Here is a 26,870-nt window from a genome sequence, read left to right on the forward strand (position 1 = left end):
TGCGTAGAGTCCACCGCCGTTCAGGCCGGCCGGACCAAGGAGCGGACATGAGGCGTTGTCTCGGATTCTGTGTGGTGGGGATGCTGGTGGCGCTGGGGGGCGGCGCGGCCTGTGGTGATGGCACTGAGGTTCCCGCGAACAACGCGGTGGTCGTCCCGCGCATCGAGCAGGCGGGGGCGCCCGAGGCGCTCATCGTCACGGCGGGCGATTCCAAGGTGGCGCTGACATGGAATGCGCCCGCGAGCGAGGGCGGTGGCCACATCGTGGGCTACACAGTCTGGGTCTTCGAGGAGGGCAAGGCCGCGCGGAGCATCGCGGTGCCCGGCCGTGGCACCAGCGCCGAGGTGACCGGACTGGTCAACGGCAAGCCGTACTCCTTCTGCGTGGCCGCCACCAACTCACTGGGAGATGGCCCGCAGTCCCCGCGCTCGGCGGCGGTTCGTCCGCGGGTCGTCCCCAACGCGCCTCGGGACATCACGAATGTGTCCACCGACCGAAAGGTCGTCCTCTCCTGGCTGCCGCCTGAGCCCAATGGCATGCCCATCGTTTCGTACACGGTGACGGTCATCGACCGAGGCACGGAGACGGACGTCGCGACCCAGACGGTGACCGAGACGACCGCCACGTTCACCGGGCTCACCAACGGCGTCGAGTACATCGCCCGGGTGGTGGCGAACAACGAAGTGGTGGGCGGGACGCCCTTGCGCAGCGGCATCTTCCACACCAGCACCATCCCGTCGATCGCCATCGTGAAGAAGATTGAGTTTCTCCATGATGACGGGAAGCCGGCGCGGATCCGCCTGGAGTTCGAGGTCGAGGACACGGGCGGCGGCGACCAGCTCGGCTTCGGGATCTACTCCTATTTTCGAGGCACGGAGATTGGCTACACCGGGACGGGCAACCACTACCTCGAGCAGCCCGTGTACGCGAACCTCTCAGGCACCTATCGCTTCGTCGTGAATGCCTTCAACGAGGCGGGCCAAGGGCCGACCGCGGCCGCCGTCGAGATCACTCCGTATCCGTAGGCGGCTCGGGGGATGGATGCAGGTGGATGCGCACCGTGCGGACCCGGCGCGGTGTGGCGTCCACCACCTCCAGCTCCAGGCCGTCCTTCAGGCGCAGCCGCGTGCCGGGCTCCGGGATGGCTCCGCCCGACAGCGCGATGGTGAGGCCGGCCACGGTCGCGTAGTCGTCGCCTTCCTCCAGCTCCACGCCCAGCTCGCGCTTCACCTGCCTCAGCGGCGCCTCGCCCAGGACGAGCGCCTCGTGCGGGCCCTCTCGGCGGATCTTCTCCACGGGCGTCTCGGACTCGCTGAGGATGTCGCCCACCAGCTCCTCCAGCAGGTCCTCCACCGTCACGAGCCCCACCACCGCGCCGCGCTCGTCCACCACCACGGCGAGCTGCATGTGCCGGCGCTGGAACTCCTTCAGCGCTGGGATGGGCCGCATCGTGTCCACGAGGAAGAAGGGCGGGCGCATCACGTCCTCCAGGACGATGAGGTCGCCCTCCCACGCGATGCCGAGCAAGTCCTTGGCGATGACGTAGCCCACCACGTTGTCGAGCGTGTCCTCGTACACGGGCAGGCGCGAGTGGCCTCGCTCCAAGAGCACGCGGCGGATCTCCTCGGGCCGCGCATGGCGCCGCAGCGCGACGATGCGCTCGCGTGACACCATGACGTCGCGGAGCATCAGGTCGCCCAGCTCGAACGCGCGCGTGGCGATTTCTCCCACGCGGGGATCCACCGCGCCCTGCTTCGCCGCTTCCTCCACCAACTGCTGCAGCTCGTCCGGCGACAGGCGGGACTCGGTGAAGTTCGTGCGGTCTCCGAACAGGCGCAGCACCACGTTGGAGCTGGCGGTGAGGAACCACACGAAGGGCCGCATCAGCCACGCGAGCCCATTCAACGGCCGGCCGATGAGCAGCGCGTAGCGCTCCGCGGTCCTGAGCGCGAGCGACTTGGGCACCAGCTCGCCCAGCACCAGGGACAGATAGGAGACGAAGGCCACCACCCCCGCGAAGGCGACCTGCTGCGCGCGGGCCTCGGACAAGAGCCCCCAGCCCGAGAGCAGGTCCCCCAGTCGCCGGGCGATGCTCGCGCCGCCGAAGGCCGCCGCGGTGGCGCCAATGACGGTGATGCCAATCTGCACCGTGGCGAGGAAGCGCTCGGGGTCGTCGCGCAGCGCGGACACTGACTTCGCCGAGCGACTGCCCTCCTCGAGCAGCTCCCTCAGGCGCGTCTTGCGCACGGACAGGATGGCCAGCTCGGCGCCCGCGAAGACGCCGTTGGCCAGCACGAGCACCAGGATGATGACGAGCTCCGAGCCGATGGCGGCCTCCGTGCCGGGCGCGCACTAGGCGCCGAGCGACTCCAGCAGGAGCGCCAGTTGGTCTCGGCTCGCTCCCTTGGGCAGGTAGTAGCGAGGACCGGACAACAGGTCGGCGCCCACGTCCTGCGCGGAGGCCGCGGTGAGGAACACGATGCGCGGCTGCGAGTCCGGCGGAAGCTGCGCCACCACCTCCTGGCCGCTCACCCCCGGCATGTTCAAGTCGAGCAGCATCACGCCGTAGCGGTCGCCGCGTCGCAGCGAGTCGAGCGCCTCCTGCCCGTTCTCGGCCTCGGTGGTCTCGTAGCCCAGCTCCTCCAGGCTCAGCCGGAGGAACTCCCTCCAGTCGGCGTCGTCATCCACGACGAGGACCCTTCGCGCTTCATCTCCCACGGCGAGTCGACCCAAGCAGCCTCCCTGACAGGGGGACAACGCCCCTGGGGGAGGGTGGCATTCGCGACAAGTGGCGCGCGCATGCCGCTCGCGGGGCGGTCAGGCGGCCGGGCGGTGCCCCCGCGCTCCGCCCAGCTGCCCCATCAGGTACTGGAGCGCGGGAATCACGTTGTGGGCCGCCGTGCGAGGCTGCGAGGGCCGCGTCGTCCGGCACCACGTGGGCGTGCCCTGCAGTCGCCCCGCGGCGTGCGCGAACAGACGGAAGCGGCCCAGGTCGGTGGAGCTGCCCGCGTTGTACACCTTCAGCGCGCGGCCTCCGGGGCTGCCCAGGTCTCGCTCGCGGGGAACATGGCGATGGCCGTGCAGCACCAGGTCGCAGCGCCCGGCCACTCGCTTCACGAGCTCCGCGCCCAGCGCCAGCTCGGCCGCATGCGGCCAGCCCATCCGCGTGGCCAGTCGCTCCGGGAAGCTCTCCTCCGGGAGCGGCAGCACGTGGTGGTGCAGGAGCACAGCGGCGAGGGCGTCGCGGGGCGCCTCGGACAGCGCGGCGTCCACCTGGTCCACCACCGCGCGGCTCAGCTCGCCGTGGCTGTTGAAAAAGTTGCGGTTGTGTTCCCCGGTGGAGTCCACGCACACGAGGAAGAGGCCCTCCCGCTCGACGGTGCGAACCTTGTGTCCGTCCATCCATCCTCGGCCCACGTCGTCGCCCGGACGGTCGTGGTTGCCCGGGATGAAGGTGAGCCGTCCTGAGTCGAGCAGCGGCGCGAAGTGGTGCCGGAAGCGGTGGAACTCCGAGCGCGCGCCCTGGTGCGTCAAGTCGCCGGTCACCACGACGTGGTCCACGTTCCGCTTGAGCAGCGCTTCCACCAGGGAGGCCGCCGCGGCGTCGCTCGCGGGGCTCAGGTCCAGATGAAGATCCGACAGGTGTGCCAGCGTTCGGGGGGGCGGCATGGGGAGGAGATAGTCATCGTCCCGAGGCACCGTAAGGGCTGCCGTGTGAATGCGTGGCAAGCGCTGCGCAACGCCTCGGTCACCCGATGAAATCGCCGGCGAGCACGGCCTCGTTCGCGGGCGTGGGACGGCGCTCGAGCCCCGGCGCGGGCGCCGGCAGGAGCCGCGTGCCCGGGCCCACGCGCAGCTTCGTGCCGCGCCAGTTCACCGTGCGGCAGAACAGGCCGTGGCACCATGCGGCAAAGAGCAGCGCGTCCTTCACCAGCACCGCGCCCGCCGCGCTCAAAGGCACCGGCCCGGGGCGCAGCGCCCGCAGGGCGGCCAGGTCCACCAGCACCTTGCCGGCCACCACCAGCGCGGCGGCGGCGGCCGTGAACCGCGAGGGCGCCAGCAGCGCGCCCAACAGGGCCCAGGGCGCGGGGTTGAGCAGCGATTGGGCCAGGTACGTGCCCAGCGACACCGCCGTGCGGTGAATGACACTCCAGCGCAGGTAGCGCTGGAAGAAGGCGTCCACGCTCTTTCGCAGCGACACGTTGAAGACCGGCGCGCGCGCCACCACCACGCGCCGGCCCAGCTTGCGCGTCACCCACAGGCCGATGACGAAGTCCTCGGCGAGCACGTCCTTCACGGAGAAGAAGCCACCGAGCGCCTCCACGTCCTCGCGCCGCAGGGCCATGGACTTGCCCACCACGATGTCCTGCCCCGCGAAGCGCTTGGCGGCGATCATCCCCGCGGCCGCGCTCGACGTCAGGTACAGGTTGTCCAAGAGCGAGCCGAAGGTCTCCTCGCCCAGCCCCGCGACGGGATGTGTCACGCAGCCCACCGTCGGGTCCTCGAAGGCCGCGGCAATCTCATCCAGGTAGCCGGGGGCCACGCGCGTGTTGCTGTCGCTGATGACCCAAAGGTCATGGCGCGCGGCGGCGGCCAGCGTGACCAGCTGGTTCACCTTCGGGTTGAGGCCGGGCTCGCCCACCTGCTGCACCCGCCGGAAGCGGTGCGGCCAGCGCGCCACCGCCTCGCCGGCCACGTCCCAGGCCGGGTCCCTCACGTCCTTCACGCCGAGGATGACTTCGTAGTTGGGATAGTCGAGCGCGGCGAACTGGGCGAGGTTCGCCTCCAGGTCGTCATCCACGCCACACAAGGGCTTGAGGATGGAGATGCCGGGGCGCGCGGAGCTCGCGGGGCGGGCAGGGGGCTCGCGGCGATGCCGCAGCACGAGCGCGTACTGGATGACCAGGGCCGTGAGGCCGACACAGGCGGCTGCCAGGAGAAGGCTGGAGGCGAGGATCATGCCTCCAGGCTAGAGACTCTCCAAGGCGGTCCCGCGAAGCGGGGACGGCGGAGCGGGCAACTCGGCGTGACAGCCGCGTGAAGCCCGCGCCGGGCTACTCGGTGAGGTTGCGGCTGCGCGGGTGGCGCACGTCCTTGCCCCGCACCATGTAGATGACCATCTCGGCCACGTTCATCGCGTGGTCGCCAATGCGCTCCAGGTGCTTGGCGATGAACATCAGCGCCGTGGCGCGGCGGATGTTCTTCGAGTCCTCCATCATGTACGCGAGGAGCTCGTTGAAGATCTTGAGGAACAGGGCATCCAACAGGTCATCGCCCTTGAGGACGTCCTCGGCCTTGTCCGCGTCCCCGGACACGAAGGCATCCAGCGCCTTCTTCACCTGCTGCTGGGCCAGGTCCGCCAGCCGGGGGATGTCCACGTAGGGCGCCAGCGGCGGGACCATGTTGAGGTCCATGGCGCGCTCGGCCAGGTTCACCGCCAGGTCGCCAATGCGCTCCAGGTCGGTGACGATCTTCAGCGCGGTGGTGATGAGGCGCAGGTCGCTGGCCGCGGGCTGCCGCAGCGCGAGGATGCGCCGGCACAGGTCGTCAATCTCCACCTCGAGGCGGTTCACCTCGCGGTCGGCGCTGACGACCTTCTCGGCCAGGGGGGAGTCGCGCTCGGTGAGGGCGCGCACGCTGTTGGCGATGAGGGCCTCCACCTTGGCCCCCATGGCGAGCAGCTTCTCGCGAAGGTCTCGCAGGTCCTGCTCGAACGCCTTGTCGGTATGGGTCGCCGGCATGATGTGGTGTCTTCCTACCCGAACTTCCCGGTGACGTAGTCCTCGGTGCGCTTCTCGCGCGGGTTCGTGAAGATCTGCTCCGTGGGGCCGCACTCCACCAGCTCTCCCATGTAGAAGAAAGCGGTGCGGTCGCTCACCCGCGCGGCCTGCTGCATGTTGTGGGTGACGATGGCGATGGTGTACGTCGACTTCAGCTCGTGGATGAGTTCTTCGATCTTCGCCGTCGCGATGGGATCCAACGCGCTGGCGGGCTCGTCCATCAGCAGCACCTCGGGCTCCACGGCCATCGCGCGGGCGATGCACAGGCGCTGCTGCTGGCCACCGGAGAGGCCCAGGGCGCTCTCGTCGAGCCGGTCCTTCACCTCGTCCCACAGGGCCGCGCCGCGCAGGGACTTCTCCACGCGCGCGCTCAGGGCCGCCTTGTCCTTGAGGCCGCCCACGCGCAGGCCGTAGGCGACGTTCTCGAAGATGGACTTGGGGAAGGGGTTGGACTTCTGGAAGACCATGCCCACGCGGCGGCGCAGGTCCACCACGTCCAGGGCGCGGTCATGGATGCTGGTGCCATCCAGGAGGATGGTGCCGGTGTGGTGCGTGCCCGGGATGAGGTCGTTCATCCGGTTGAGCGAGCGCAGGAAGGTGGACTTGCCGCAGCCGGACGGGCCGATGAGCGCCGTCACCTGATGCTCGGGGATGGCCAGCGAGATGGTGCGGATGGCCACCTTGCTGCCATAGCGGAGGGTGAGCTCCCGCGCCTCCATCTTGTTGCGCGGGGAAGGGGACTGGAGGGGCATGGTGGGCGTGTACCGTCAGTGTCCGGCGGAGGCGGCCTTGCGGCGCGTGCGCGACCGGATGATGACCGCGACGAGGTTGAGGGCGAAGGTGAGCATCAGCAGCACCAGCACGGTGGCGTAGAGCAGCGGCCGCGTGGCCTCCACGTCCGGTGACTGCGTGGCCAGCACGTACGTGTGGTAGCCCAGGTGCATGAACTGCGAGTTCAGGTGCGTGGGCAGGTCCGGCAGGAAGTAGGCCGCGCCCGTGAAGAGGATGGGGGCCACCTCGCCCGCGCCGCGGGAGATGGCCAGCACCGCGCCCGTGAGGATGCCCGGCAAGGCTCCCGGCAGCACCACGCGCACGAGCGTCTGGGATTGCGTGGCGCCCAGCGCGAGGCTCGCCGTGCGGTGATCCAACGGAACGGCGCGCAGCGCCTCCTCGGTGGAGACGATGACGACGGGCAAGGTCAGCACCGCCAGGGTGAGCGCGGCCCAGAGGATGCCGGGCTGCGCCCAGTGCATCTCCTCGTAGCCGAGCGCGCGGTCCAGGCCCTTGCCGACGAAGAGGATGAAGAAGCCCAGGCCGAACAGGCCGAAGACGACGGAGGGCACGCCCGCCAGATTGGCCACGGCCACGCGCACCCAGCGCGCCATGCGCGAGTTGGGCGGCGCGTACTCGTGCAGATAGAGCGCGGTGAGCACGCCCACCGGCATCACCGCCAGCGTCATGAGGAGCGTGAGCGCCGCGGTGCCGAAGATGGCGGGGAAGATGCCGCCGCCCATCATGCCGTCGCTGGGGGGCTGGGTGAGGAAGGCCCAGGTGACGTTCGCCGCGCCCCCGCGGAAGACGTCCAGGAGGATGAGCGCCAGCACGGCCACGATGACGAACGCGGCCAGCCCGGTGAGCGACGTGAGCGCCAGGCCCACCGCCTTGCGCGTGGTGTGCTTCATCCCGCGCCTCCCGTCAGTCGCTTCATGACCTTGCGGGTCCAGGACGTGGCGAACATGTTGAGCACGAAGGTGAAGGCGAAGAGCTCCACCCCGATGAAGAAGAGCAGCGAGTAGTGCGGGCTGCCCACCACCACCTCGCCCATCTCCGCGGCGATGGTGGCGCTGAGCGAGCGCACCGAGTCTCCCAGCCGCGCCGACACGATGGCGGCGTTGCCGGAGGCCATGAGGACAATCATCGTCTCACCGATGGCGCGCCCGAAGCCCAGCACGCACGCGGCGAGGATGCCGGGCGCCGCCGCGGGCAGGACGACCTTCCACGCCGTCTCCCAGGGCGTGGCGCCCAGCGCGAGCGAGGCCTCGCGGTAGCTGCGTGGCACGGCGGTGAGCGCGTCCTCGGACACGGTGAAGATGACCGGGACGATGGCCAGCGCCAGGCCCAGGCCCGCCAGCACCGCGTTGAGCCGCGACTCCAGGCCGAAGAAGTCCTGGACGAAGCTGGCCATCACCATCAGCGCGAAGAAGCCGAGCACCACCGAGGGGATTCCGGCGAGCAGCTCGATGGTGGGCTTGAGCACCTCGCGCAGCCGGCGCGGGGCGAACTCCGCCGCGAACAGGGCGCCGAAGACGCCCAGCGGCACGGCGACGAACATGGAGACGAGGGTCGTCTTCAGCGTCCCGATGAACAGCGGAATCATGCTGACCTTCGGGACGCTGGACACGGGCTGCCACACGAACGTGGCCGGACGTCCGGGCCGCGTCACCTGGGGCAGGAACATCTTGGAGAGGCTGGCCTCCTGACGGGCATGCGGATCCGTGAAGAGCCCCATCGCCTCCTTCGCCACGAAGATGAGGATGAGGACGAGGGCCGCGATGCCCGTGAAAGCCACCGCGGTGACCAACCCCGCGATGAGCTTCTCCTTCAACTGCCGGCGCCGCGCCGCCGCCGACAGCGTCGGCACGGGCACCGGTGACGCGAGACTCTGCTCCTGCATGAGCGCCTGTCTATCCATAGCAGCCGAGGGCCTCGCGTGACATTCGTGTGACGCTCGTTACTTCACGGGGAAGTAGCCGACCTTGGTGACGACGGCCTGGCCCTCGGGCGAGAGCGTGAAGTCGATGAACGCCTTCGCCTCGCCGGACGGCTTGTTGCGCAGGTAGAAGAAGAGGTTGCGCGAGAGCGGGTACTTGCCGCTCTTGACGTTGTCCGCCGTCGGGGCGAACTCCTCGCTGCCCTTCTTGATCTTCAGCTCCTTGACGCCCTTGGCGTACGCGGCGCCGCCGTAGCCGATGCCGTTCTTCTCCTTGGCCACCGCGTTGACGACCGCGGCGGTGCCCGGCAGCGTCTGGGCGTTGGAGGCGTAGTCATCGCCGCCCAGCACGTTGTCCTTCACGAAGGAGTAGGTGCCCGAGGAGTTCTCGCGGGAGTAGAGGACGATGGTGGCCGCGGGGCCGCCCACGTCCTTCCAGTTCGTGGTGTCACCCAGGTAGATGCCCTTGAGCTGATCCACGGTGAGGGACGTCACGGGGTTGGTGTCGTTCACGTAGAACGTGACGCCGTCCTTGGCGACGGGAATCTCCACGCCGGTGGTGCTGAAGCGGGCGCGCAGCTTCTCCTGCTCCGCCTCCTTCATCTCGCGGCTGGACATGGCGATGTCCGTGGTGCCGTTCTGGAGCGCGGAGAGGCCCGTGCCGGAGCCGCCGCCGGTCACCTGGACCTTGGTGCCCGGGTTCTTCTTCATGAACTCCTCGGCCCAGCGCTGGACGAGGATGACCATGGTGTCCGAGCCCTTCACGGTGATTGTGCCGGCCTGGGCGGCCAGCGGGGTGGCCAGGGCGAGCAGGGCGGTGAGGGACGAGAGCAGAGTCTTCTTCATGGGAATTGTCTCCTGGGGAAAGGTAGGTCGTGGCCTAGAAGCGCGCCTGCATCTGCAGGGTGAAGAGATTGTCCTTCGGGTCCTTGGCGTCATCGACCTTGGCGGTCATGGGGATCTCGTAGACCGCCGAAACCTTCAGGTTCTCACCAAAGTAGTGCTGCACGAGCAGGCCCACCGTGTTGACGGTGTTGTTGGCGCCCGGCACGCCGTTGGCGGCCACGTTGGCCGCGCCGTTGCGAGGATCGAAGCTGTCGAAGCGCACCGCCACCGCGTCGCTCAGGCCCAGGTTCTGCACCAGCAAGAGCCAGTAGCCGTGGGCCGCGGCGTTCAGGTTGGTGGCGTTGTTGGCACCGCCAAACGTCTTGCCGGCGATGAACTCGCCCTTGAGGGCGGTGCCACCGATGGGCAGCACATCCAGGTAGACCTGGAGGTCCGCGCCAATGCGGGTGCGCTTGTAGGCGGTGCGGAACTCGTCATTGGCCAGCTTGCCGAGCGAGTCGCCGTACCAGCCGGACACGCCGCCGGAGATCCACTTGAGGTCGAACCCGACGCGGCCGATGACGTCCTTGTCCTTGTCGTTGTCCTGGACGGTGCCGGAGTCCGTGCCGTTGCCGTCGAACACGCCGATGTTGAGGCGCAGGAAGTCATAGCGGCCGTTGAGCTTCACGCCGCGGTCGCGCTCGCTGGGCAGGAAGGCGCGGATGACGCGGCTGCGCTCGGGGAACTCGCGGTCGCCGGAGGACTGGGGCGCCTCGTAGCCGAACGGCCACTTGGTCTGGCCCGCGGTGAGCGACCACGTCTGCTTGGTGCCGGGGATGAACAGGGTGGCCTCGGCGTCCTTCAGGACCACGCCCGCGGGAGACGCGTCGATCTGCAGCATCGCCTGGGCCAGGTCCGTGGTGTACGTGGCCTTGAGGCGGCCCCGGCGCACGGTGAAGCGGCTGAAGCCGCCATTGCCGTAGTCATCGAGCGACTCCTGGTACTGGTAGCGCGACTGGATGTAGCCGGAGATCTTCAGCTTCTTCAGGGCGGAGAGGTCGGACTGCGCCGTCGTGTTCTGCTCTTCCAGGGCGGCGACCTTGCCTTCGTCCATCGCGATCCGCTCCTCGATGGTCGGCTCGGCGGCGGCAGGGGCGGCCTCGGTGCTCTGCGCTTCGGAGGGGGCGGGCGTCTGGGGCTCCGCGGACTGCGCCAGGGCCGCGCTGGTGGTCAGGGTGAAGAGGGCAACAAGGAGGTTACGCATGGGTTTGAAGGGCTCCTGAGAAGACCGCGGACTGTCTTCTACGGAGCACTTGTGGCCATTTGACGGCCCCCGCGTGACAACGTGGCAACGAGTTTCAGGAGGCCGACGGATCCACGATTCGGTAGCCCACGCCTCGGACCGTCTCCAGGAGCGCGCGCGCCGTGCCCAGCTTGTCGCGCAGGCGCATCACGTGCGTGTCGATGGTGCGCGTCTCCAGCGAGCTGGACAGCCCCCAGACCTCCTCCAGGAGCAGCTCGCGCGTCTGCACGCGACCCAGCCGCGTCATGAGGTGCTCCAGCAGGCGGAACTCCAGCGCGGTGAGCGCCACCTCGCGCTCGTCGACGTAGAAGCGATGGGACGCCACATCCAGGCGCAAGGGCCCGAGCGTGAGCGGCTGCTGGCCGTCCTTGGGCGAGCCGCCGCGGCGGACGATGGCCTTGAGGCGCAAGACCAGCTCGCGCACGGAGAAGGGCTTGACCACGTAGTCGTCCGCGCCCACCTCGAAGCCCCGGATGCGGTCGGCCTCTTCGCTCTTGGCGGTGAGCATGACGATGAGCACGTCACGCGAGTGCGCGTTCGCCCGGAGCTGGCGGCAGACGTCCACGCCGGACATGTCCGGCAGCATGAGGTCCAGCAGAACGACATCAGGGGGCTGCTCCCGTGCCGAGGTCAGGGCTGCTTCTCCAGTGCCCGCCACCCGGGTGGTGAAGCCAGAGGCGCGCAGGTTGAAATCGATCAGCTCGGCGAGGTCGCGCTCGTCGTCAACGATGAGGACATGGGACATGGCGGCCTCGCACTCTGAGCGCGTCGCTTTGCTGCCGCGTGACACGCCGGCAACAAGTTCGTGACTGCGCTCCCCGCCCGCGTCACGCAAGGGCGCGGGCGGGGGAGCGGTCCCTTAGCTCCGCGGCAGGGGCTTGGCCGCGCGCTCCATCGCGTTGGGCTCGTGGCCGGCGTGCTCGCGTCCCGCGTGCTCAGCGCCCGCGGGGTTCAGCAGCATGGCGGCATCCACCGCGCGCAGCTCGCCGTTGAAGCCGCTGAACGCGATGGTGCGATGCGGCCGGATGAGGGACAGCTCGTACAGCTCCTGGTACGCCACCAGGACCTCGGGCTCGTGGCTCAGCGCGGAGAGCGCACGGCCCACCGCGGACGGGTACTGGCCCTTGGCTTCGGCGACCATGCCCGCGATGTGCGCCTCGGTCTCCGCCTCGAGGAGCGCCACGCGCTGTCGGCCCTCCTCTTCGATGTCCGCCTTGGCGCGCTCCAGTCGCGCGGAGATGGTCTCCAGCACTTGATTGGACACCTCGGGCAGCAGGCTGACGTTGCGGATGAGGACGGCGTCCACCTCCAGGCCCCAGCGCGCCGTCTCGGAGGCGACGTCGCGCTGCAAGAGGTCTCCCAGCTCGTTGCGGTCGCAGAGGATCTGCTGGAACTCGCGGTTGCCGAGGATGGAGATGGCCGAGTGGGTGACGAGGTTGTTGAGCGAGCGATCCCAGTCCGCCACGTCGAACAGGGCCTTGGCCGGGTCCGCGATGCGGAACTCCAGCCACAGGTCCACGATGACGGTGGTGCCGCGCGCGTCGTTGACGTGGATGTTGTTGAACTCGCGGAAGTCTCGTCGCAGCGAGACGGGCACCGTCTTCACCCAGGGCAGGGCGCGGGCGAAGAACCAGTGCCAGCCGGGGCGGGTGATGACGCGCTCCAGCCTGCCGAAGCGCGTGATGAGCACGGCCTCCTCGTCCTCCACCTGGAGGGCGAGCCGCTGGAGGATGCCGAAGAGGAAGGGAAGGGCCGCGAGTCCGAGGACGAGGCCGCCGAGGAAGTGCAGGGTGTCAGGGGAGTTCATCGCGAGTCCTTCCGGTAGATGGTGCGGGCATCGGACGTCACCTCGGAGCGGCGGCGGGCGACGTAGTGGTGCAGGGTGTTCTTCTGGGCCAGCTCGCGCAGGTAGCGGCCCAGGGTGCCAATCTCCGTCTCCACGGCCTTGGAGTGCGCGCGCGCGATGGCGAGCCCGCGCTCGGCGGCGAGCACGCGCTGCTGCGTCTCGGCCTCGGCGCGCGCGTGGGTGGCGTCCGCCTCGGAGCGCGCCTGGATGACGGCGTTGAGCGCGTCGGCCAGTTCGTCCGGGGGCAGCACGTCCGTGAGGTCCACCGCGTTGAAGCCCACGCCGTAGCGCCGGCCGATGCGCGCGCGGCAGAACTCCTCGATGCGCGCGTTGAGCAGGCGCCGCTCGCGGCGGATGAGCGCGTACGAGCCCGGCTCCTCCGCTCCGCTGGGGGCCTTGTCCGGCGCCTCGCGGAAGTTGGCGATCTCATTGCGCAACAGGCAGGTGAACAGGCCGGTGATGTGCTCGATGGGCGAGCGCAGGCCGAAGAGGAAGTGGCTCAGCTCCCGCTCCACCGGCACGTAGCGGAGGATGGAGTCCAGCCGGAGGATCGTGCCGTCCGCCGCCATGGCGGTGCGGCCCCCCTCCTCGCCGGACAGGTCCAGGTTCTGCTCCATCATCGGGACGTGGATGACCTTCTCCCAGGGCCGCTTCTGGTGCAGCCCGGGGCCGTAGGTGCGCAGCCGCTGCGAGTCATCCTCGCGATGCACGGCGCGACCGAAGGACGTGAGCACCGCGAGCTGGCCCTGCTCTACTTGGAAGAAGCAACGGCTCAGGATGAAGGCGCCGTAGAGGGCGACGCCGCCCAGGATTCCGAACAAGAACATCACGAGAGAAACCTCCGAAAGGGATGGAAGGGAGTCAGAAGCGGCCCGGGCCTCGCGGCCTGCGGGAGTTCGCTCCGGGACTGCTCGGGACAAGGGCCTCGCCGTGCGGTCCGTGCCCGGTGGGCACGTGCACGAGGGCGCCGGACTTGACGTACTTGTGGTAGGCGGACGCGAGCCCGCGGTTCACGTCGACCACGTCCTCGTTGAACTCGAGGTGCGACGCCGAGACGAGCGGCAGCTTCTCCGCCTTCTCCGCGGTGTCGACGATCATCCCGTGCGGCACGAAGCGACCGTCGGGGACTTCCACGCCCACCACCACGGCGCCGATGCCGATGTAGCAGTGCGAGCCGACGATGGAGTCGTGCACCACCGCCTTGAAGCCCACGAAGGTGTCGTCCCCGATGAAGCACGGGCCATGCACCAGCGCGTCGTGGGCCATGGACACGTTGCGGCCCACGTAGACGGCCCACTCCTCGCCGCCCACGCGCACGCGCTTGTCCTTGAGGGCGTGGATGACCACGCCGTCCTGCACGTTGGAGTTGTCTCCGATGAAGAACGGCGAGCCCTCGTCCGCGCGCACGGAGCTGCCCGCGGCGATGTGCACGTGCTCGCCCATGGTGACGCGCCCGATGACGGCGGCCTGCTCATGGACGAAGGCCGATGCGGCCCGGTGCGCCCGCGCGCGGATGTTGCGCAGCCACGCGTGGTCCTGCGGCGGAGCCTCGTGGCCGTGGGGATGGCGGGCCTCGGCGCGGTCCTTGTGCAGCACCGCGCGGATGCCGGTGGCCTTGCGCGCCTGCGTCTCGCGCGCCTGCGCCCGCGACTTGCGGGTGAGCAGGAGGTGCACGCCGTGGATGGCCATGCCCGCCGCGAGCCCCGCCACCAGGTGCCCCGTGACGGTGCCGGCCGCGGTGACGATGAAGGCCACCGCGCCCAGCTTCTCCGTGTGCCACAGGTGCCGGAGCGTCTTCAGCTCGATGAGGCGCATGCCCACCACGCAGAGCAGTCCGGCCAGCGCCGCCAGGGGGATGATGGAGAGCTGCTGGGACAGGTAGAGCACCGCGAGCAGCAGCGCGGCGGCGTGCACCAGCGCGGACAGCCGCGTCTTCGCTCCGCTCTGGACGTTGACGCCCGAGCGCACGATGACGCCCGTGACGGGCATGCCGCCAAAGAGCGCCGAGCCCGTGTTGGCCACGCCCTGGCCAATCAGCTCCAGGTCCAGGTGGGGCGGCGGGGCCGTGGGCGCCATGCGCTCCACCGCGCGCGCCGCGAGCAGGGACTCGGCGGCCGCGAGCAGCGCCAGGGGCAGGACCTTCCACGCGAGGGAGAGCCACTGGCTGCCCTCCATCACGGGCAGCGCGGGGAAGGGGAGCGACGAGGGCACATCGCCCACCCGCGCGATGCCCCAGCCGAGGTACTCGGCCAGCGCGGTGATGAGCGCGATGCCCACCAGCGCCGCGGGGAAGCGCTTGAACTGCTGCGTGGAGACGACCAGGAACGCGACGAACAGGCCGCAGAGCACGGCCGTGTACGAGACCTCGCGCAGCCACTCCGGGCGGTCCAGCATCTGCGCCAGCTGCGCCACGGTGTAGTCGAAGCCGAAGAGCTCCGGGAGCTGGCCATCCAGGAGCTTGATGCCGACGCCGGTGGTGAAGCCCACGAGCACCGACTCCGGCACCACGCGGATGAGCTTGCCGCCGCGCGCCAGGCCCATGGTGATTTGCAGCCCACCGATGAGCAGCGCCGCCGCCGCCGCGCCCGCCACGCCGAACTCCGCGACGATGGCCAGCACCATGACGTTGAGCGCCGCGGCCGGTCCCGTCACCTGGAGGGGCGCGCCTCCGAAGATGGCCGCGAGCCCCCCTCCGATGGCCCCCGCGATGAGGCCCGCGGCCGGAGGCAGTCCGCTCGCCACCGCGAGGGCGAGGTTGAGCGGCAGCGCCACCGCCGCCACGGTGACGCCCGCCAGGAGATCCGCGGGCAGGTGGCGGCCGGTGAAGACCTCGCCCCAGGCGCGAGTCCAGGCCTGGAACAGCTCGCGCGAGGGGTGCCGGGGCATCGCGGCTCCGGTGGCGAGTCGGGGCGTGCCCTTCGCCCGCTCATGCATGGGGCGGGGCGCGGGGAGGGGCGTGCGCCTTCTTCTCCCGTCGTGAGGTCGACGGGGTACGGCGTCGATGGATTGAGGATGTGTGGGATTGAGCATGTTACCGAATGAAGGGTGGGCCTCCGGCCATGAGTGTCGCTTCGTGGGTCCAAAGACACACGAAGAGCGATACGCCCGCGAGAGGACGTTCAGGATGGCGCGCGCGACGAGGCCATTCGGCGTCTGGTGTTGCCAGACGCCGATACACACGGGTCGCGAGTCAGACTGCGAGGATTAGACGAGCGGCTCGTCTTCGGGCGCGGCGCAGCGCCGAGGAAGCTGTCGGCGGCGCAAGCGCGAGGCCACGTCATCCGGCGGCTCGCTGGGGCCAGAGAGGCCCGCGGCGGGCAGCGGATGGGCCTTCAAGAGGCGGGCGAGGAAGGCATCCAGCTCGGGGCCGCCGAGGAGGGGACGACCTCCCAGCCGAGGCGCGCTCCGAGGCTTCGCGGCGAAGACCTTGAACTCGAGGTCCGCCCGGTGATGGTCCTCCTCGAAGGGACTCTGCTGGCCGTTGCCCTGTCCCTGGCCCACACGGACCGTGGAGGTGAAGGGCTTGGCGGGCGCCATCACGCCGGGGAGGAACCCCAGGCCAATGATGATCAGCGCCAGCAGAGGCAAGCGAAGCGCCGAGCGGAGCCCGTGGGTGGCCTGCGCGTCTCGCGCTGACTCACCGCTCGGACCCTGAGCCGATGCCTTGTCGTGTCTGGCCTTCTGAAGACACATCACCTGCACCCCGAACACTTCGCCGCAGGGCGTATTCCTGACCTGGAATTGTGTGCGGCGCAAGCCTTGTTCAAGGGCCTTCCGCACTCTCCGATTTCTCGGAGAATGGGGAGTCGCGCGGGGATGATTGGCAGTGGTCGCGCCGCTCGTCCCGTCGTCGCGGAAGTCGGCGTGGTGGGGCGAGCCGATGTCAGGGGCGAAGCAAGGCGCGGCCCGGCGAGGCGACCCACCCGAGTGTGAAGCCTTCATCGTTCGGGATGAGCGCGACGGCGGCGCCCTTCCTCAATTTGTCCGGAAGGCTGTGTCCCAGCGCGAGCGCCACGGCGCGCTCCAGCGAGGGGTTGTGGCCCACCAGCGCCCAACCCGGGCCTCGCTCGCGCGCCAGCTTGACGATGCGCTTGTGCGCGCCATTGAGCGGCATGAGCGCGGGCGAGACCTCCACCTCCGAGAGGCCGAACGCCTCCGCGAGCAGCTCCGCGGTCTGCACCGCGCGGACGAGGGGACTGGTGAGGATGCCTCGCAGGGGCACGCGGCGCGCCAGCTTGCGCGCGTGCTGGCGGAAGGCGATGCGGCCCTCGGAGGTGAGGGCGCGGGCTTCATCGCCCAGCGAGTTCGAGTCCTCGGCCACGGCGTGGCGAACGATGAGCAGGGGCAGGTCGTGTGCGGCCATGGGCGCGCGTTGTAGAGCAGCCCGTTCGTCCGCGTTTGACAAGCGCGCAAACTGCGCGGGCGTTGTCTACTCCACGCCACCCACGAAGAAGGACACGAGCAGCAGCGCGAGCACTCCCGCGGTGATGGCGACGAAGACGCGATCCCTCTGGAGGCGGAACACGCCCAGGGACAGCGCCACCCGCAGCACGGGCACGGACATCATCACCAGCAGGCCCGCCATGACGAAGGACTGCCCGCGCACCGCGAGCACGCCTTGAAAGACATCCGTGAGGCGATGCAGGCCGTGGTCCGGCGCGGTGAGTCGCTCCAGCGCCGTGGGAGACGAGAAGTAGTCGGGGTGGTGGAAGAACGTCAGCCCCATGCCCACGGCGACCAGCGACAGGCTCAGCATGACGCCGCCGCGAAGCAGCATGCTGATGAGCAGCTCCGGCGTGAGCGCGGGCGCCTGGGGAATGGGGGCCGCGACGGGAGCGCTCGGCCGCGGCTCGGGAGAGGACAGGCTCATCCGTGCACGCCCTTGCGCAGCATCTCGAAGGCCACCCACAGCAGCACGACGACGAACAGGGCCCGCAGCCAGCCGCTGCTCAGCTTCGTCATGAAGCGCGAGCCCGCGAACGCGCCCAGCGTGACGCCCACGCACACCGGACCGGCGATGAACGGGTCGATGTCTCCGCGCGCGAAGTAGATGCCCGCGCTCGCCGCCGCCGTCACGCCAATCATGAAGTTGCTGGTGGCCGAGGACACCTTGATGGGCAGTCCCATGGCCAGGTCCATGGCGGGCACCTTCAGGGCGCCCGACCCGATGCCCAGCAGGCCACTCACCGTCCCAGCCACGTACATGAGCCCGAGCCCGATGAGCGGCCGGCGCACGCGATAGGCCACCTCGCTCCCGGAGGACTCATCGAAGTAGCTGCTGTGCAGGCCCAGGCGATCCGCCAGCGCGTCGTTCGACTCCACCGCGCGCGAGGGTTGCTCCCGCAGCTTGCGCAGCATCGCGAGCGCCGAGTACGCCATCACCGCGCCGAAGAGGAGGTAGAGCCCGCGGCCTCCCACCACGCCCGCCAGCAGCGCCCCGGTGAGCGCGCCGGCCGTGGTGGCCAGCTCCAGGAACATCGCCACGCGCATGTTCGCCAGGCCATCGCGCACATACGCCGCGGCGGCGCCACTGGACGTGGCGATGACGGAGACGATGGACGCGCCCACCGCGTAGCGGATGTCCACCTTCAGCACGAGGGTGAGGATGGGGATGAGGATGAGCCCGCCGCCGAGTCCCAGCAGCGAGCCGAGCAGGCCCGCCACGACGGAGACGACCATCACGAGCGCGACGAAGTTGAAGGGGGTGGCGAGCACGCGACGCGCATCATCCTCTCCCGCGCCCCGCGCACAACCCCTTTGGCAGCCCCTGGCTCGGCTGGCCGGCTGCTCACGGGCCCGGAAGGACGTTACGGCGGGGGCTTTGGCTCGGGATGCTCTGGAGCGGGTGGGGTCTCCGGCACCTGGGGCAGGGGCCAGCCTTGGAACATGGGCCAGGCGCGGTACGCGTCATAGGGGTGCTCCGGCGCGGTGGGGGCGGGCTCGGGGCGCTCCGGACGCATCGGGTGGGGTGGCGAGCGCAGCAGCACGTAGGAGAGCACGGAGCACAGCAGGGCCAGGGCGGCGATGCTCCACGCGCGGGCCCGGTTGTCCATGCGGTGAGTCTCCTCGTGAGGGGCTAGAAGCGCCCGTGTTTCAACACCTCGGTCTTGGAGATGGTGCCCAGCAGGTGCCGCGCGTCATCCACCACGGGCAGTCGCTCCAGGGGCGTGCGAGCGAAGCGGGTGGCCACCTCCGCGAGTGACAGGCCCGGCGTGATGGGCTGCACGCGTCGGTCCATGACGTCCGCGGCCACCGTGGCCTGGAGGAGCGAGTGGTCCGGCAGGTGCCCCTTCAGCTCGTCCAGGACGATGACACCCAGCAGGCGCCCGCTCTCGTCCGTGACGTAGAGGTCCATGCCCGGGGGCTGCTCCAAGAGGAGCACCACCACCTCGTCGAAGGGCGCAGAGGGCGGCACGCGCAAGGTGACTGGCGTGAGCATGCCGCGCACACCCTCCTCGCGAAGCCAGTAGGGGACCGAGTCGGGCACGCGCACGTCGCGGCGGTTGAGCACCGACGTATAGAGGGACTCGGGCTCGAGCCATCGGCTCACCGCCGTGGAGACCACGGCGCCCAGCATGAGGGGCAGGATGAGGCCATAGTCACCGGTCATCTCGAAGATCATCAGCACCGCGGACACGGACGCGTGCGTGGTGCCCGCCAGCACCGCGCCCATGCCCAGCAGGGCGTACGCGCCGCTCGGTGCGCCACCGGGCGCGAAGTGCCCCACGACGACACCGAACGCGCCACCCAGCAGCGCGCCGAAGAAGAGCGATGGCGTGAAGAGCCCGCCCGGAACACCCGCGCCCGCGCACAGCGACGTGACGGCGAGCTTGGCCAAGGGCAGGCCCAACAACAGCAGCAAGGGGAGTCTCCCATGCAGCGCCATGTTCACCGGGTCGTATCCATTGCCGAGCAGATAGGGCCAGCCCATCGCGGCCAGGCCCACCACCGTCATGGCCGCGAGCGGGAGGAATGGAGCCAGCCACGTCGGCGCGCGGTCGAGCAGATCCGACAGCGCGTTGATGCCACGCACGTAGCCCGCGGACGCGGCGCCCAGCAACACGCCGAGCAGGAGCGTGAGGAGCAGCTCGCGCGGATGGGTGAGGACGTAGTGCGGGATGACGTAGCTGGGGTGATCCGCGATGAGCGTGCGGGACACCAGTGTTGCCACGACGCACGACACGACGATGGGGCCGAACAGCTCCAGCGCGAAGCTGCCGAGCAGGACCTCGAGCCCGAAGAGTGCCGCGCCGATGGGCACGTTGTACGCGGAGGCAATGCCCGCCGCGGCGCCGCAGGCCACGAGCAACCGGGCTTGGCCGGGGCCCAATCGCAGACGCTGCGCGAGCGCGGATCCGCTGGCCGCGCCCGTCTGCAACAGGGCACCTTCGCGTCCCAGCGGCGCGCCGAGTCCCACGACGATGATGGACACGAGCCCGCGGAACAACGCGCGAGGCAGGGGCAGACGTCCGGACTTCACCCAGATGGACTCGATGATGCCCGCGGTGCCGTGGCCGCGCAGCGGCTGGCCCACGAGCAGGGACACCAGCGACACGAGCGCGCCGCCGAGGACGGGAACGAGGAAGCGGCGCCAGGTAGGAGAGGCCATCGCGCCCGCGATGAACTCGTCGCCGTTGACGTGCCAGAACAGGTTCTGGGTGACGCGCAGCACCTGGAGCAGGGCCACGGCGCCCAGTCCGGAGATGAGGCCCACGCCCACCACCATGGCCCAGAAGCGCCGCTCCTGATTCGTCAGGCCCTTGAGCAATCCACCGAGCTGGGGCGACAAGGGCCGGCGTGCCCGCCCGCCTGGGAGGGAATCACCTCGCGCTGATTCAGGGGTGGTGTCCACGTTCTCGCAATGTAGGGACGCGACTGAGGATGCACCGCCCGCGAGGGAAGGGCTCCTCGCTCGTCCCCCGGCATGGCGCCCAAGCGCCGCACGTGCTCATCGGTACGGCTTCGAAGCCTCACGCTCGCTCGACGGTACATCTCCGGAGCGTCGCGCTCGGCCCGCGGGGACCTGGGCACTTGCCCGCTCGACCGCACAGAACGCGAGGGAGGGCCGATGGTGCTGCTTGCTCTCCGCGCCGAACGAACACGCCGATGCCGCTACTGTGCCGCAGGGCGGGACGGCGCGGAGTCGTTCCTCGCCTCGCGTTGGGTCGCAGGCGTGGATGCAGGCGCCCGTGGTGCGCGAGGCGGCGTGGCCGGCGCCGCGCCCAGGTGGAGCCCCACGCCCGACGGCGGAGGTCGCGGCAGCGTCAGGAGTGTCTCCGCCAGGGTCGCCGCGTCCGTGGGCTTGGGTGCCAGGTGGTCCGCCAGCTCCGCGGCGGTATCGCTGAGGTCGCGATGCGCATTGATGGCGCGGTCGAGCGCCTTCTGCATCCGGGCCGTGGCGTCGAAGGTCTGCCGCGACTCCGCGGATGAAGGCAGTGCCTCCTGGAAGGAGAAGGCGAGCGTCGCGTCCCGGCGCAGCGCATCCAGCAGTCGCGCGAGCTGTTGCTGCAGCTCCGCGTCCTGTTCGGCGCGGATGCTCTCGCGCAGACCTCGCTCACCACCGAACCACACGCGCCCGGGCTCACCGAAGGCGCCGGCCACGCGCGCCTTGAGGTCCTCGAGCACCACGAGCGGATAGACCTTGCGCGGGAAGTCCTGCCCGTAGATGGCGAAGAGCAGCGAGCCATCCGTGCGCGGATACACCGCGGCGGTGTGGTTCCCGAAAGGGAAGAACGGCGTGGCGGTGGCCTCCACTCGCTTGGCCATGCGCTCGCGCGCGGACGCATCCAGCGGTGCGTTCTCCTCGAAGGCTCGCCGCGTGCTGCGGCGCAGCGTCGTCATCAGCTCGCGCACTTGATCGATTCCCACGACGACGTTGAGCGCGCTGCCTCGCGAGTACCCCGCGTGATAGACGCCCACCAGCTCGAACTCGCCCGTCTTGCACGAGATGGCCAGCACCGGCGAGCCCGAGTTGCCCGGAGACAAGAGCGCGTCCACGACGAAGTCATCGTGGTTCCAGTCCTTGTACTCGTCGTGGTCGAACGCGGAGATGACCTTCCCGACGTTGGTCGCGTTGAACACGCCCAGCGGGAAGCCGCGCACGTCCACCACGGTTCGCTCGCGCAGCGATGCACTGCGGCCCACCTTCCACGGCATCACCGCGAGCGGCGACTTCGTCTTGATGATGGACATGTCGAGCTGGGGATCACTCACCACGCGGGACAACGGAATGTCATCCCGCTCGAAGGCATCCGACTCGTTGTCCACGATGCGCAGCCCGTCCCCCACGCGCTTGCACCCCGGCGCCACGCCCTCCACCGGATGGGACTCGTCGGTGACGGCGGGCCACTCGGTGACGTGCTCGTTGGTGAGCAGCAGCGTCTCGCCGCCTTGCTGCCGATAGGCGAACGCCGTGCCGTGCGCCGACACCTGGGTCCGGCTGCGGCGCACGTTGCCCTCGGGGCCGTACGACAGGCACTCATACGTCGCGGTGCTGCGCACGCAGTAGGTGTACTTGCGCGTGGACTGCTCATACGCCCGTGCCTGGGCGGACAGCGACGAGAAGCTGTCTGCGTACTCGCCCTCGCAGAAGGGGGCGCTGTCGGGGTGCGTGGTTCGGGGGGACTCGGGAGGAGGGCCCGCCTGGGCGAGCGACAGCGTCACCACCGACAGTCCGACCGTCCACCAGGACATGCGCCCCTCCTCTCGAGCCGCCGCCCTCCATGGCTAAGGCGTCGGAGCGGTGGATGCACCTGGAGGCGCGCGAGGAAATGCGTGGCATCGGGTGTGAAAGCCCGCTGCACGTCACAACAGGGCACGCACGTCCGGGAGTGGACACGCCCGCTGGTCGACGGGGAACCTACCCGTCCAGGTCGTGCAGCACGTCGAGCGGCAGCGGCGTCGCGTCCGTCACCGTGCCGTCCATGTCGGTGGGCAGCGACGACGGATCCACATCGGGAGGCGGGGCGTCATCGCAAGGCGCGGCGACAGGCCGACGCGAGGCAGAGCCCGGAGGCGGTCGCAGCACGGGCCCCGGTGGGGGCAGGCCCGAGTGGCGGCGCGCGGCCTCCATGAGCGCGTGGTGGTGCCGGTAGCGCGCCTCCACCAGCTTGTGGATGAGCAGCGGTCCACCGGGCACGCGCCGCGCGGTGAGCGCCTGGGTGGCCTTGCGCACCGGGTAGCGCACGCGGCGGATCTGCACCCGCCAGCCCTTGGGCGTGAAGGTGAAGACGCCGTAGGCGGGGCGCAGGTCACCATCACGGGGAATGCCCGCGCTGGCGACATCGGCGATGAGCATCCGCCCCACGCGGCGGCGATAGGGAAAGTGCAGGTGCCCGAACGCGCACGCCGCGGCATCCAGGTGCGTGAAGAAGCGCCGCACCGCCTGGTCATCCAGCGTGGGGTCCAGGGACTCTTCGAGGTTGCGGGGATTGGCGTGGCAGACGAACAGGTCCTGCCCCTTGCGCGGCGTGTAGCGCACGGAGAAGGGCAGGCCCCCCAACTGCTGCAAGAGCGTGTCGCCGAGCTGATCCCGCGTCCAGCGCAGCAGCTCCGTCTTCCAGTGGTCCCGCTCGCGGTACGCCCCGCCCAGGTAGTTCCCCGCGAGGTAGCAGTCGGTGTTGCCCATCAGCAGCGAGTCGCAGCGGCTGGTGAGCAGCTCCACCGTCTCTCGAGGGTGGGCACCGCGCAGCGCCAGGTCACCGGCCGCGACGATGTAGTCGGGGGCGACCGAGCGCGCGATGTCCTCGAGGACCGCCTCGCAGGCAGGAAGATTGCCGTGTATGTCCGCGAGGATGGCGACCCGCATGGTCGCGCCCATCCTATCCGGTCGCCGCCTCCGGGGTAGCCGCGGGCAGAAAAATCGTGAAGGTGCTGCCCACGTTCGGCTGGCTCTCCACCTTGATCTCCCCCGCCATGGCGCCCACCAGATGTTTCACGATGGAGAGGCCCAGCCCCGTGCCGCCCATGTCCCGGCTGCGGCCCTTGTCCACCCGGTAGAATCTCTCGAATATACGATAAAGATGCTTTTGCTCGATTCCGACGCCGGTGTCCTGGACGCGCACCACGCAGCGGCCATCCTCGAGGGTGCCGTAGACATCCACGCGGCCGCCGGCGGGGGTGTACTTCACGGCGTTGTCGAGCAGGTTGAGGAGCACCTGCTCGATGGCCCGCTCGTCGCCCTGGGCGCGCAGGTCGGGGGGGACGTGCAGCTCGATGTGCTGTGACTTGCCCTCGGCCTTGAGCCGCACGGCCTCCGCGGCGCGCGCGGACGCGATGGCCAGGGGGACGCGGGCCTGCTGGAGATGCACCTCACGGGCCTCCAGGCGGGAGAGCTCGAGCAGGTCCTCCACCAGCTCGGAGAGGCGCTCGGACTGGCGGTGGATGATGTCCACCATCTTGGGGGCCACCTGCGGGTCGTTCAGCGCGCCGCCCTGGAGCGTCTCGGCGTAGCCGCGAATCGCGGTGATGGGCGTGCGCAGTTCGTGCGAGACGTTGGCGACGAAGTCCTTGCGCACCTTCTCCAGGCGGCGCAGCTCGGTGACGTCGTGGAAGACGGCGGCGCTGCCGGGCAGGTCCCCACCGAGCGGCGTCACCCGCAGCGACAGGGTGCGGGGGAACAGGCCCTCGAGTGTCAGCTCCAGCCGCGTGGACTCTCCCTCCCGGCACGCGCGGCTCACCGCGTCGTTGAGGGCCTCGTTGCGGATGAGGGCGAGGGGGCGCTGGCCGATGATTCCGCCCGCGGGCTGGTGGAGCAGCTGCGTGAGCGCGTCGTTGTGGCGCACCACGGTGCCCTCGGCATCGGTGACCCAGATGCCCTCGGCCATGCCATCCAGGACGGCGGTCAGCGTGCGAGCGCCCTGGATGAGCTCCGCGTTGCGCGCGGATAGCTGGGAGTGGAGCGAGTCGATGGCGCCCTCCAGGCTCGTGAACTCATCGAGCCGGTCCGACGGCGGGGCCATGGTGGACGTCCCGTCGGCGCGCCCGAGCGTCTTGCGCGCCAGGGCGCGGAGCTGCTGCTCGGACACCTGTCGGCTCGTCCCCAGCGCGATGGCGGAGCCCGCCAGCGTCACGAGCGACGCGGCCAGCGCGCCTCCCGGCTGACCAAAGAGCGCGAGCAACACGGCCACCAGCGCGGCTGGAAGCAGCAGCGGGACCAGGAGGGTGCGCAGGGACATGTCGCCTCAGGGGGGGCTGAGCTTGTAGCCAACGCCTCGCACCGTCTCGATGATGTCGCCGGCGGGGCCGAGCTTCTCGCGAAGGCGCTTGATGTGCGTGTCCACCGTGCGGGTGTGGATCTCCGCCTGGATGCCCCAGACATCGGACAGGAGCACCTCGCGCGTCTGCACGCGGTCGCTGCGCTCCAGCAGGGTGCGCAGCAGCCGGAACTCCAGCGCGGTGAGCACCACTTCCTCGCCCTTGACGCGCACCTGATGCCGCGACGTGTCCAGGCTGATGTCCCCCGCCGAGAGCACCGCCGCGGGCCCTTCCTCCGCGTCCGCGCGGCGCAGCACGGCCTTGACGCGCAGGAGCAGCTCGCGGACCGAGAAGGGCTTCACCACGTAGTCATCCGCGCCCAGCTCCAACCCCTGGATGCGGTCGGCTTCCTGTCCGCGCGCGCTGACGATGACGACGGCGGTCTTCTTGAGGTCGGGATCGCTCTTGAGCATCCGCAGGACCTCGCCGCCCGCGACATCGGGCAGCATGAGGTCCAGCAGGACGAGGTCCGGCGGGGCGGCGCGAGCACGGGCCAATCCTCCAGCTCCCGTGTTCGACGACTCGGTCTCGAAGCCCGCGGCGCGAAGGTTGTAGTCGACGAGCCCGGCGAGGTCCTGCTCGTCCTCGATGATCAGGATGCGTGCCATGTGTCCGGCCCCCCTACCAGAATCCGTGTCGTGCGCTTTGTAGCAAGCCTGCGACGAAACCCCAGCGCTCCGGGCTTGCCCTCTCGCCGGGCAACCCGAAGGCCGCTCACTGCGCGAGCGTGGGGTCGCAGTCCTGGGCGGCGAGCGTCAGCGGCGCGGCGACCAGCGTGGCGTTGCGGCCCCCGTTGACCTCTCGGAGGTAGTTGCAGGAGCTGCCCAGGAAGCGCGGCGGGCTGTCCGAGGACAGCGCCTCGATGACCAGGGCGTAGTCGCGGCCCACGGGCACATCCACCTCCAGCGCCTGGGATGCGCTCTCCAGGTTGACCGGAAAGCGCAGCGCGCGGGCCTGGTGCCCGGAGCCATTGGTCAGCATGAGGAGGTCGTTGGAGGTCACCTGCCCGGCCAGACAGGTGCGCTGCAGGTCGGCGCAGCTGCGGCGCGAGCCGTCCTTGAGGACGACCACCTGGAAGGCCCCGAGCTGGCTGGCGGCCGAGGCGCTGACGCGCAGCTCCATGCCCAGGTTTCCACCCGCATCGGCGGACTCGGCGCCGCACGCGGAGAGCCCCAGGCACAGCACGGCGGAAAGAAAGAGGCGCTTGCTCATTGCGGATCCACGCGGACGGTGATGGGGACGCGACCACGCTCCCCCGAGGACGACAGGGCCACGACGCCCGCCGTGCCCCCGATGGCGACCGCGCCCACGGCCACCCACAGCCAGGGGCTCTTGTACCAGGGCCGGGAGGTGTCCTCGGCGACGGCCGGAGCCGCCACGGCCCGGGGCATCACCTGGAACACGAGCGGCTGATACGAGTCCCCGCGTCCGGCCAGCCGGCGCTGCGCCGCGTCCGCGACCTCGAAGTAGTACTCGACCTCGTACGAGGTGGGCTCCGCCGGCAGTTCGTAGGCGGGCACCGTCGCGCGGTAGTGCTCCGGCGCGCCACGCTCACGCGAGAAGTCCACCGAGTTGAAGCCCTGCGCGCCCACGCGCCGGTAGAAGAGGCGCGCCCGGGCGCCGAGCGCCATGTCCTGGATGGTCGCGGTCACCACCACGGGCTCGCCCGGAGTGGGGTCCGGGATGGGGTCCACCTCCAGTGTGACGGGGCGCAGCCGGCGGCTCTTGATGTCCTCCTTCAGCTTCGCGAACAGCGCTCGAATTTTCGGCGGCGCGCTGCGGGCCAGCTCGAAGTCCGGACGGGCCTGGAGCAGCTTCTCGTAGGCCGCGCGCGCGAGCGTCTCGTCACCGAGGTAGAGCGCCGTGAGGCCCTGCAGGCGGTAGAGCTCCACCAGCTGATCATCGGTCACGTCCGGCGCGTCCAGGCCGGCCTGCACCGTCTTCAGGGCCGCCTCGAACTCACCGGCGTCCAGCTGGGCCCGTGCCTGGGTGATCTCCGGACTCGCGAGCCCAATCTGTGAGAAAGGAAGAGGAGGGTAGAGGGGACGGGCGGAGCTGGGCACGGCGAGCGCCACGCCCAGAATACAGACACCCACACGCATGCTGGTGGCTTGACGACGCATCAGTGGGCGGAAAGTACCAGAGGCGTGT

General features: G+C 69.9%; 27 protein-coding genes. 1 reads left to right on the forward strand and 26 read right to left on the reverse strand.

The features are described from left to right. Window positions 1–47: 47 nt before the first annotated feature. Window positions 48–1,025 carry a fibronectin type III domain-containing protein gene (locus JGU66_30310; protein ID MBJ6765078.1) on the forward strand — a complete coding sequence of 326 codons (978 nt, stop codon included), beginning with the start codon at window positions 48–50 and terminating at the stop codon, window positions 1,023–1,025. Here the strand turns inward: JGU66_30310 and JGU66_30315 are convergent. The 26 genes from JGU66_30315 to JGU66_30440 all read right to left on the reverse strand — a co-directional run bounded on the left by JGU66_30315 (window position 1,009) and on the right by JGU66_30440 (window position 26,842). Continuing rightward, the gene (locus JGU66_30315) at window positions 1,009–2,301 is read right to left on the reverse strand and encodes an HlyC/CorC family transporter (protein ID MBJ6765079.1); all 1,293 of its coding nucleotides are present in this window, start codon (window positions 2,299–2,301) and stop codon (window positions 1,009–1,011) included. The two genes, JGU66_30310 and JGU66_30315, sit on opposite strands and share 17 nt — an antisense overlap. Before the next feature lie 51 nt (window positions 2,302–2,352). Further along, entirely contained in the window at window positions 2,353–2,733 is a 381-nt protein-coding gene (locus JGU66_30320; protein MBJ6765080.1) for a response regulator, read from the reverse strand. Between the two features lie 84 nt (window positions 2,734–2,817). Next, window positions 2,818–3,669, reverse strand: a complete 852-nt coding sequence (locus tag JGU66_30325) for a metallophosphoesterase (GenBank protein MBJ6765081.1) — start codon at window positions 3,667–3,669, stop codon at window positions 2,818–2,820. 79 nt (window positions 3,670–3,748) lie between these two features. Continuing rightward, entirely contained in the window at window positions 3,749–4,960 is a 1,212-nt protein-coding gene (locus JGU66_30330) for a glycosyltransferase (protein ID MBJ6765082.1), read from the reverse strand. 94 nt (window positions 4,961–5,054) lie between these two features. Then, window positions 5,055–5,741: a phosphate signaling complex protein PhoU gene (gene phoU / locus JGU66_30335; protein ID MBJ6765083.1), complete on the reverse strand. Its 687-nt coding sequence runs from the start codon at window positions 5,739–5,741 to the stop codon at window positions 5,055–5,057. 14 nt (window positions 5,742–5,755) lie between these two features. Beyond that, the gene (locus JGU66_30340) at window positions 5,756–6,499 is read right to left on the reverse strand and encodes a phosphate ABC transporter ATP-binding protein (protein MBJ6765084.1); all 744 of its coding nucleotides are present in this window, start codon (window positions 6,497–6,499) and stop codon (window positions 5,756–5,758) included. A gap of 48 nt (window positions 6,500–6,547) precedes the next feature. Continuing rightward, the gene (pstA, locus tag JGU66_30345; GenBank protein ID MBJ6765085.1) at window positions 6,548–7,462 is read right to left on the reverse strand and encodes a phosphate ABC transporter permease PstA; all 915 of its coding nucleotides are present in this window, start codon (window positions 7,460–7,462) and stop codon (window positions 6,548–6,550) included. Next, a complete protein-coding gene (pstC, locus tag JGU66_30350) occupies window positions 7,459–8,472 on the reverse strand; it encodes a phosphate ABC transporter permease subunit PstC (protein MBJ6765086.1) in 1,014 nt (337 codons plus the stop codon). Before pstC ends, pstA begins: the two co-directional genes overlap by 4 nt. A 39-nt stretch (window positions 8,473–8,511) precedes the next feature. After that, window positions 8,512–9,336, reverse strand: a complete 825-nt coding sequence (locus JGU66_30355) for a phosphate ABC transporter substrate-binding protein (GenBank protein MBJ6765087.1) — start codon at window positions 9,334–9,336, stop codon at window positions 8,512–8,514. A 34-nt stretch (window positions 9,337–9,370) separates the two neighbouring features. Continuing rightward, complete coding sequence (locus JGU66_30360) at window positions 9,371–10,579, reverse strand: porin (GenBank protein ID MBJ6765088.1); 1,209 nt, start codon at window positions 10,577–10,579, stop codon at window positions 9,371–9,373. A 94-nt stretch (window positions 10,580–10,673) separates the two neighbouring features. Then, the gene (locus JGU66_30365) at window positions 10,674–11,363 is read right to left on the reverse strand and encodes a response regulator transcription factor (protein MBJ6765089.1); all 690 of its coding nucleotides are present in this window, start codon (window positions 11,361–11,363) and stop codon (window positions 10,674–10,676) included. Between the two features lie 114 nt (window positions 11,364–11,477). After that, window positions 11,478–12,425 carry an SPFH domain-containing protein gene (locus JGU66_30370; GenBank protein ID MBJ6765090.1) on the reverse strand — a complete coding sequence of 316 codons (948 nt, stop codon included), beginning with the start codon at window positions 12,423–12,425 and terminating at the stop codon, window positions 11,478–11,480. Then, window positions 12,422–13,294, reverse strand: a complete 873-nt coding sequence (locus JGU66_30375) for an SPFH domain-containing protein (protein ID MBJ6765091.1) — start codon at window positions 13,292–13,294, stop codon at window positions 12,422–12,424. Before JGU66_30375 ends, JGU66_30370 begins: the two co-directional genes overlap by 4 nt. 31 nt (window positions 13,295–13,325) lie before the next feature. Continuing rightward, complete coding sequence (locus tag JGU66_30380; GenBank protein MBJ6765092.1) at window positions 13,326–15,350, reverse strand: hypothetical protein; 2,025 nt, start codon at window positions 15,348–15,350, stop codon at window positions 13,326–13,328. A gap of 318 nt (window positions 15,351–15,668) precedes the next feature. Next, window positions 15,669–16,052 (reverse strand): hypothetical protein, encoded by a 384-nt coding sequence (locus tag JGU66_30385; GenBank protein MBJ6765093.1) that lies wholly within the window; start codon window positions 16,050–16,052, stop codon window positions 15,669–15,671. A gap of 295 nt (window positions 16,053–16,347) precedes the next feature. Then, window positions 16,348–16,827, reverse strand: a complete 480-nt coding sequence (locus JGU66_30390) for a histidine phosphatase family protein (GenBank protein MBJ6765094.1) — start codon at window positions 16,825–16,827, stop codon at window positions 16,348–16,350. Window positions 16,828–16,893: 66 nt separating this feature from the next. Beyond that, complete coding sequence (locus JGU66_30395; GenBank protein MBJ6765095.1) at window positions 16,894–17,334, reverse strand: DUF1634 domain-containing protein; 441 nt, start codon at window positions 17,332–17,334, stop codon at window positions 16,894–16,896. Beyond that, window positions 17,331–18,143: a sulfite exporter TauE/SafE family protein gene (locus tag JGU66_30400; protein ID MBJ6765096.1), complete on the reverse strand. Its 813-nt coding sequence runs from the start codon at window positions 18,141–18,143 to the stop codon at window positions 17,331–17,333. The genes JGU66_30395 and JGU66_30400 overlap by 4 nt, the downstream gene beginning before the upstream one ends. 128 nt (window positions 18,144–18,271) lie before the next feature. Further along, complete coding sequence (locus JGU66_30405; protein MBJ6765097.1) at window positions 18,272–18,517, reverse strand: hypothetical protein; 246 nt, start codon at window positions 18,515–18,517, stop codon at window positions 18,272–18,274. 23 nt (window positions 18,518–18,540) lie between these two features. Continuing rightward, window positions 18,541–20,190 carry a chloride channel protein gene (locus tag JGU66_30410; protein ID MBJ6765098.1) on the reverse strand — a complete coding sequence of 550 codons (1,650 nt, stop codon included), beginning with the start codon at window positions 20,188–20,190 and terminating at the stop codon, window positions 18,541–18,543. A 386-nt stretch (window positions 20,191–20,576) separates the two neighbouring features. Continuing rightward, a complete protein-coding gene (locus JGU66_30415) occupies window positions 20,577–22,157 on the reverse strand; it encodes a trypsin-like peptidase domain-containing protein (GenBank protein ID MBJ6765099.1) in 1,581 nt (526 codons plus the stop codon). Between the two features lie 166 nt (window positions 22,158–22,323). Beyond that, on the reverse strand, window positions 22,324–23,271 hold the full coding sequence (locus JGU66_30420; GenBank protein MBJ6765100.1) for a metallophosphoesterase: 948 nt from the start codon (window positions 23,269–23,271) through the stop codon (window positions 22,324–22,326). A 13-nt stretch (window positions 23,272–23,284) separates the two neighbouring features. Continuing rightward, complete coding sequence (locus tag JGU66_30425; protein ID MBJ6765101.1) at window positions 23,285–24,640, reverse strand: PAS domain-containing protein; 1,356 nt, start codon at window positions 24,638–24,640, stop codon at window positions 23,285–23,287. A 6-nt stretch (window positions 24,641–24,646) separates the two neighbouring features. After that, window positions 24,647–25,327, reverse strand: a complete 681-nt coding sequence (locus JGU66_30430; protein ID MBJ6765102.1) for a winged helix-turn-helix domain-containing protein — start codon at window positions 25,325–25,327, stop codon at window positions 24,647–24,649. A gap of 106 nt (window positions 25,328–25,433) precedes the next feature. Further along, window positions 25,434–25,931, reverse strand: coding sequence for a hypothetical protein (locus tag JGU66_30435; GenBank protein MBJ6765103.1), 498 nt, complete (start codon window positions 25,929–25,931; stop codon window positions 25,434–25,436). Further along, window positions 25,928–26,842 (reverse strand): hypothetical protein, encoded by a 915-nt coding sequence (locus tag JGU66_30440; protein MBJ6765104.1) that lies wholly within the window; start codon window positions 26,840–26,842, stop codon window positions 25,928–25,930. Before JGU66_30440 ends, JGU66_30435 begins: the two co-directional genes overlap by 4 nt. Window positions 26,843–26,870: the final 28 nt, after the last annotated feature.

It is taken from the genome of Myxococcaceae bacterium JPH2 (assembly GCA_016458225.1).
Classification (GTDB): domain Bacteria; phylum Myxococcota; class Myxococcia; order Myxococcales; family Myxococcaceae; genus Citreicoccus.

Bases quoted from the DNA above. Each gene is read 5' to 3' on its own strand.
- JGU66_30310 (MBJ6765078.1), top strand. From the start codon at position 48: ATGAGGCGTTGTCTCGGATTCTGTGTGGTGGGGATGCTGGTGGCGCTG.
- JGU66_30325 (MBJ6765081.1), bottom strand. From the start codon at position 3,669: ATGCCGCCCCCCCGAACGCTGGCACACCTGTCGGATCTTCATCTGGAC.
- JGU66_30330 (MBJ6765082.1), bottom strand. From the start codon at position 4,960: ATGATCCTCGCCTCCAGCCTTCTCCTGGCAGCCGCCTGTGTCGGCCTC.
- phoU (MBJ6765083.1), bottom strand. From the start codon at position 5,741: ATGCCGGCGACCCATACCGACAAGGCGTTCGAGCAGGACCTGCGAGAC.
- JGU66_30340 (MBJ6765084.1), bottom strand. From the start codon at position 6,499: ATGGAGGCGCGGGAGCTCACCCTCCGCTATGGCAGCAAGGTGGCCATC.
- pstA (MBJ6765085.1), bottom strand. From the start codon at position 7,462: ATGAAGCACACCACGCGCAAGGCGGTGGGCCTGGCGCTCACGTCGCTC.
- pstC (MBJ6765086.1), bottom strand. From the start codon at position 8,472: ATGGATAGACAGGCGCTCATGCAGGAGCAGAGTCTCGCGTCACCGGTG.
- JGU66_30355 (MBJ6765087.1), bottom strand. From the start codon at position 9,336: ATGAAGAAGACTCTGCTCTCGTCCCTCACCGCCCTGCTCGCCCTGGCC.
- JGU66_30360 (MBJ6765088.1), bottom strand. From the start codon at position 10,579: ATGCGTAACCTCCTTGTTGCCCTCTTCACCCTGACCACCAGCGCGGCC.
- JGU66_30365 (MBJ6765089.1), bottom strand. From the start codon at position 11,363: ATGTCCCATGTCCTCATCGTTGACGACGAGCGCGACCTCGCCGAGCTG.
- JGU66_30370 (MBJ6765090.1), bottom strand. From the start codon at position 12,425: ATGAACTCCCCTGACACCCTGCACTTCCTCGGCGGCCTCGTCCTCGGA.
- JGU66_30380 (MBJ6765092.1), bottom strand. From the start codon at position 15,350: ATGCCCCGGCACCCCTCGCGCGAGCTGTTCCAGGCCTGGACTCGCGCC.
- JGU66_30390 (MBJ6765094.1), bottom strand. From the start codon at position 16,827: ATGGCCGCACACGACCTGCCCCTGCTCATCGTTCGCCACGCCGTGGCC.
- JGU66_30395 (MBJ6765095.1), bottom strand. From the start codon at position 17,334: ATGAGCCTGTCCTCTCCCGAGCCGCGGCCGAGCGCTCCCGTCGCGGCC.
- JGU66_30400 (MBJ6765096.1), bottom strand. From the start codon at position 18,143: ATGGTCGTCTCCGTCGTGGCGGGCCTGCTCGGCTCGCTGCTGGGACTC.
- JGU66_30405 (MBJ6765097.1), bottom strand. From the start codon at position 18,517: ATGGACAACCGGGCCCGCGCGTGGAGCATCGCCGCCCTGGCCCTGCTG.
- JGU66_30410 (MBJ6765098.1), bottom strand. From the start codon at position 20,190: ATGGTGGTGGGCGTGGGCCTCATCTCCGGACTGGGCGCCGTGGCCCTG.
- JGU66_30415 (MBJ6765099.1), bottom strand. From the start codon at position 22,157: ATGTCCTGGTGGACGGTCGGACTGTCGGTGGTGACGCTGTCGCTCGCC.
- JGU66_30420 (MBJ6765100.1), bottom strand. From the start codon at position 23,271: ATGCGGGTCGCCATCCTCGCGGACATACACGGCAATCTTCCTGCCTGC.
- JGU66_30425 (MBJ6765101.1), bottom strand. From the start codon at position 24,640: ATGTCCCTGCGCACCCTCCTGGTCCCGCTGCTGCTTCCAGCCGCGCTG.
- JGU66_30430 (MBJ6765102.1), bottom strand. From the start codon at position 25,327: ATGGCACGCATCCTGATCATCGAGGACGAGCAGGACCTCGCCGGGCTC.
- JGU66_30435 (MBJ6765103.1), bottom strand. From the start codon at position 25,931: ATGAGCAAGCGCCTCTTTCTTTCCGCCGTGCTGTGCCTGGGGCTCTCC.
- JGU66_30440 (MBJ6765104.1), bottom strand. From the start codon at position 26,842: ATGCGTCGTCAAGCCACCAGCATGCGTGTGGGTGTCTGTATTCTGGGC.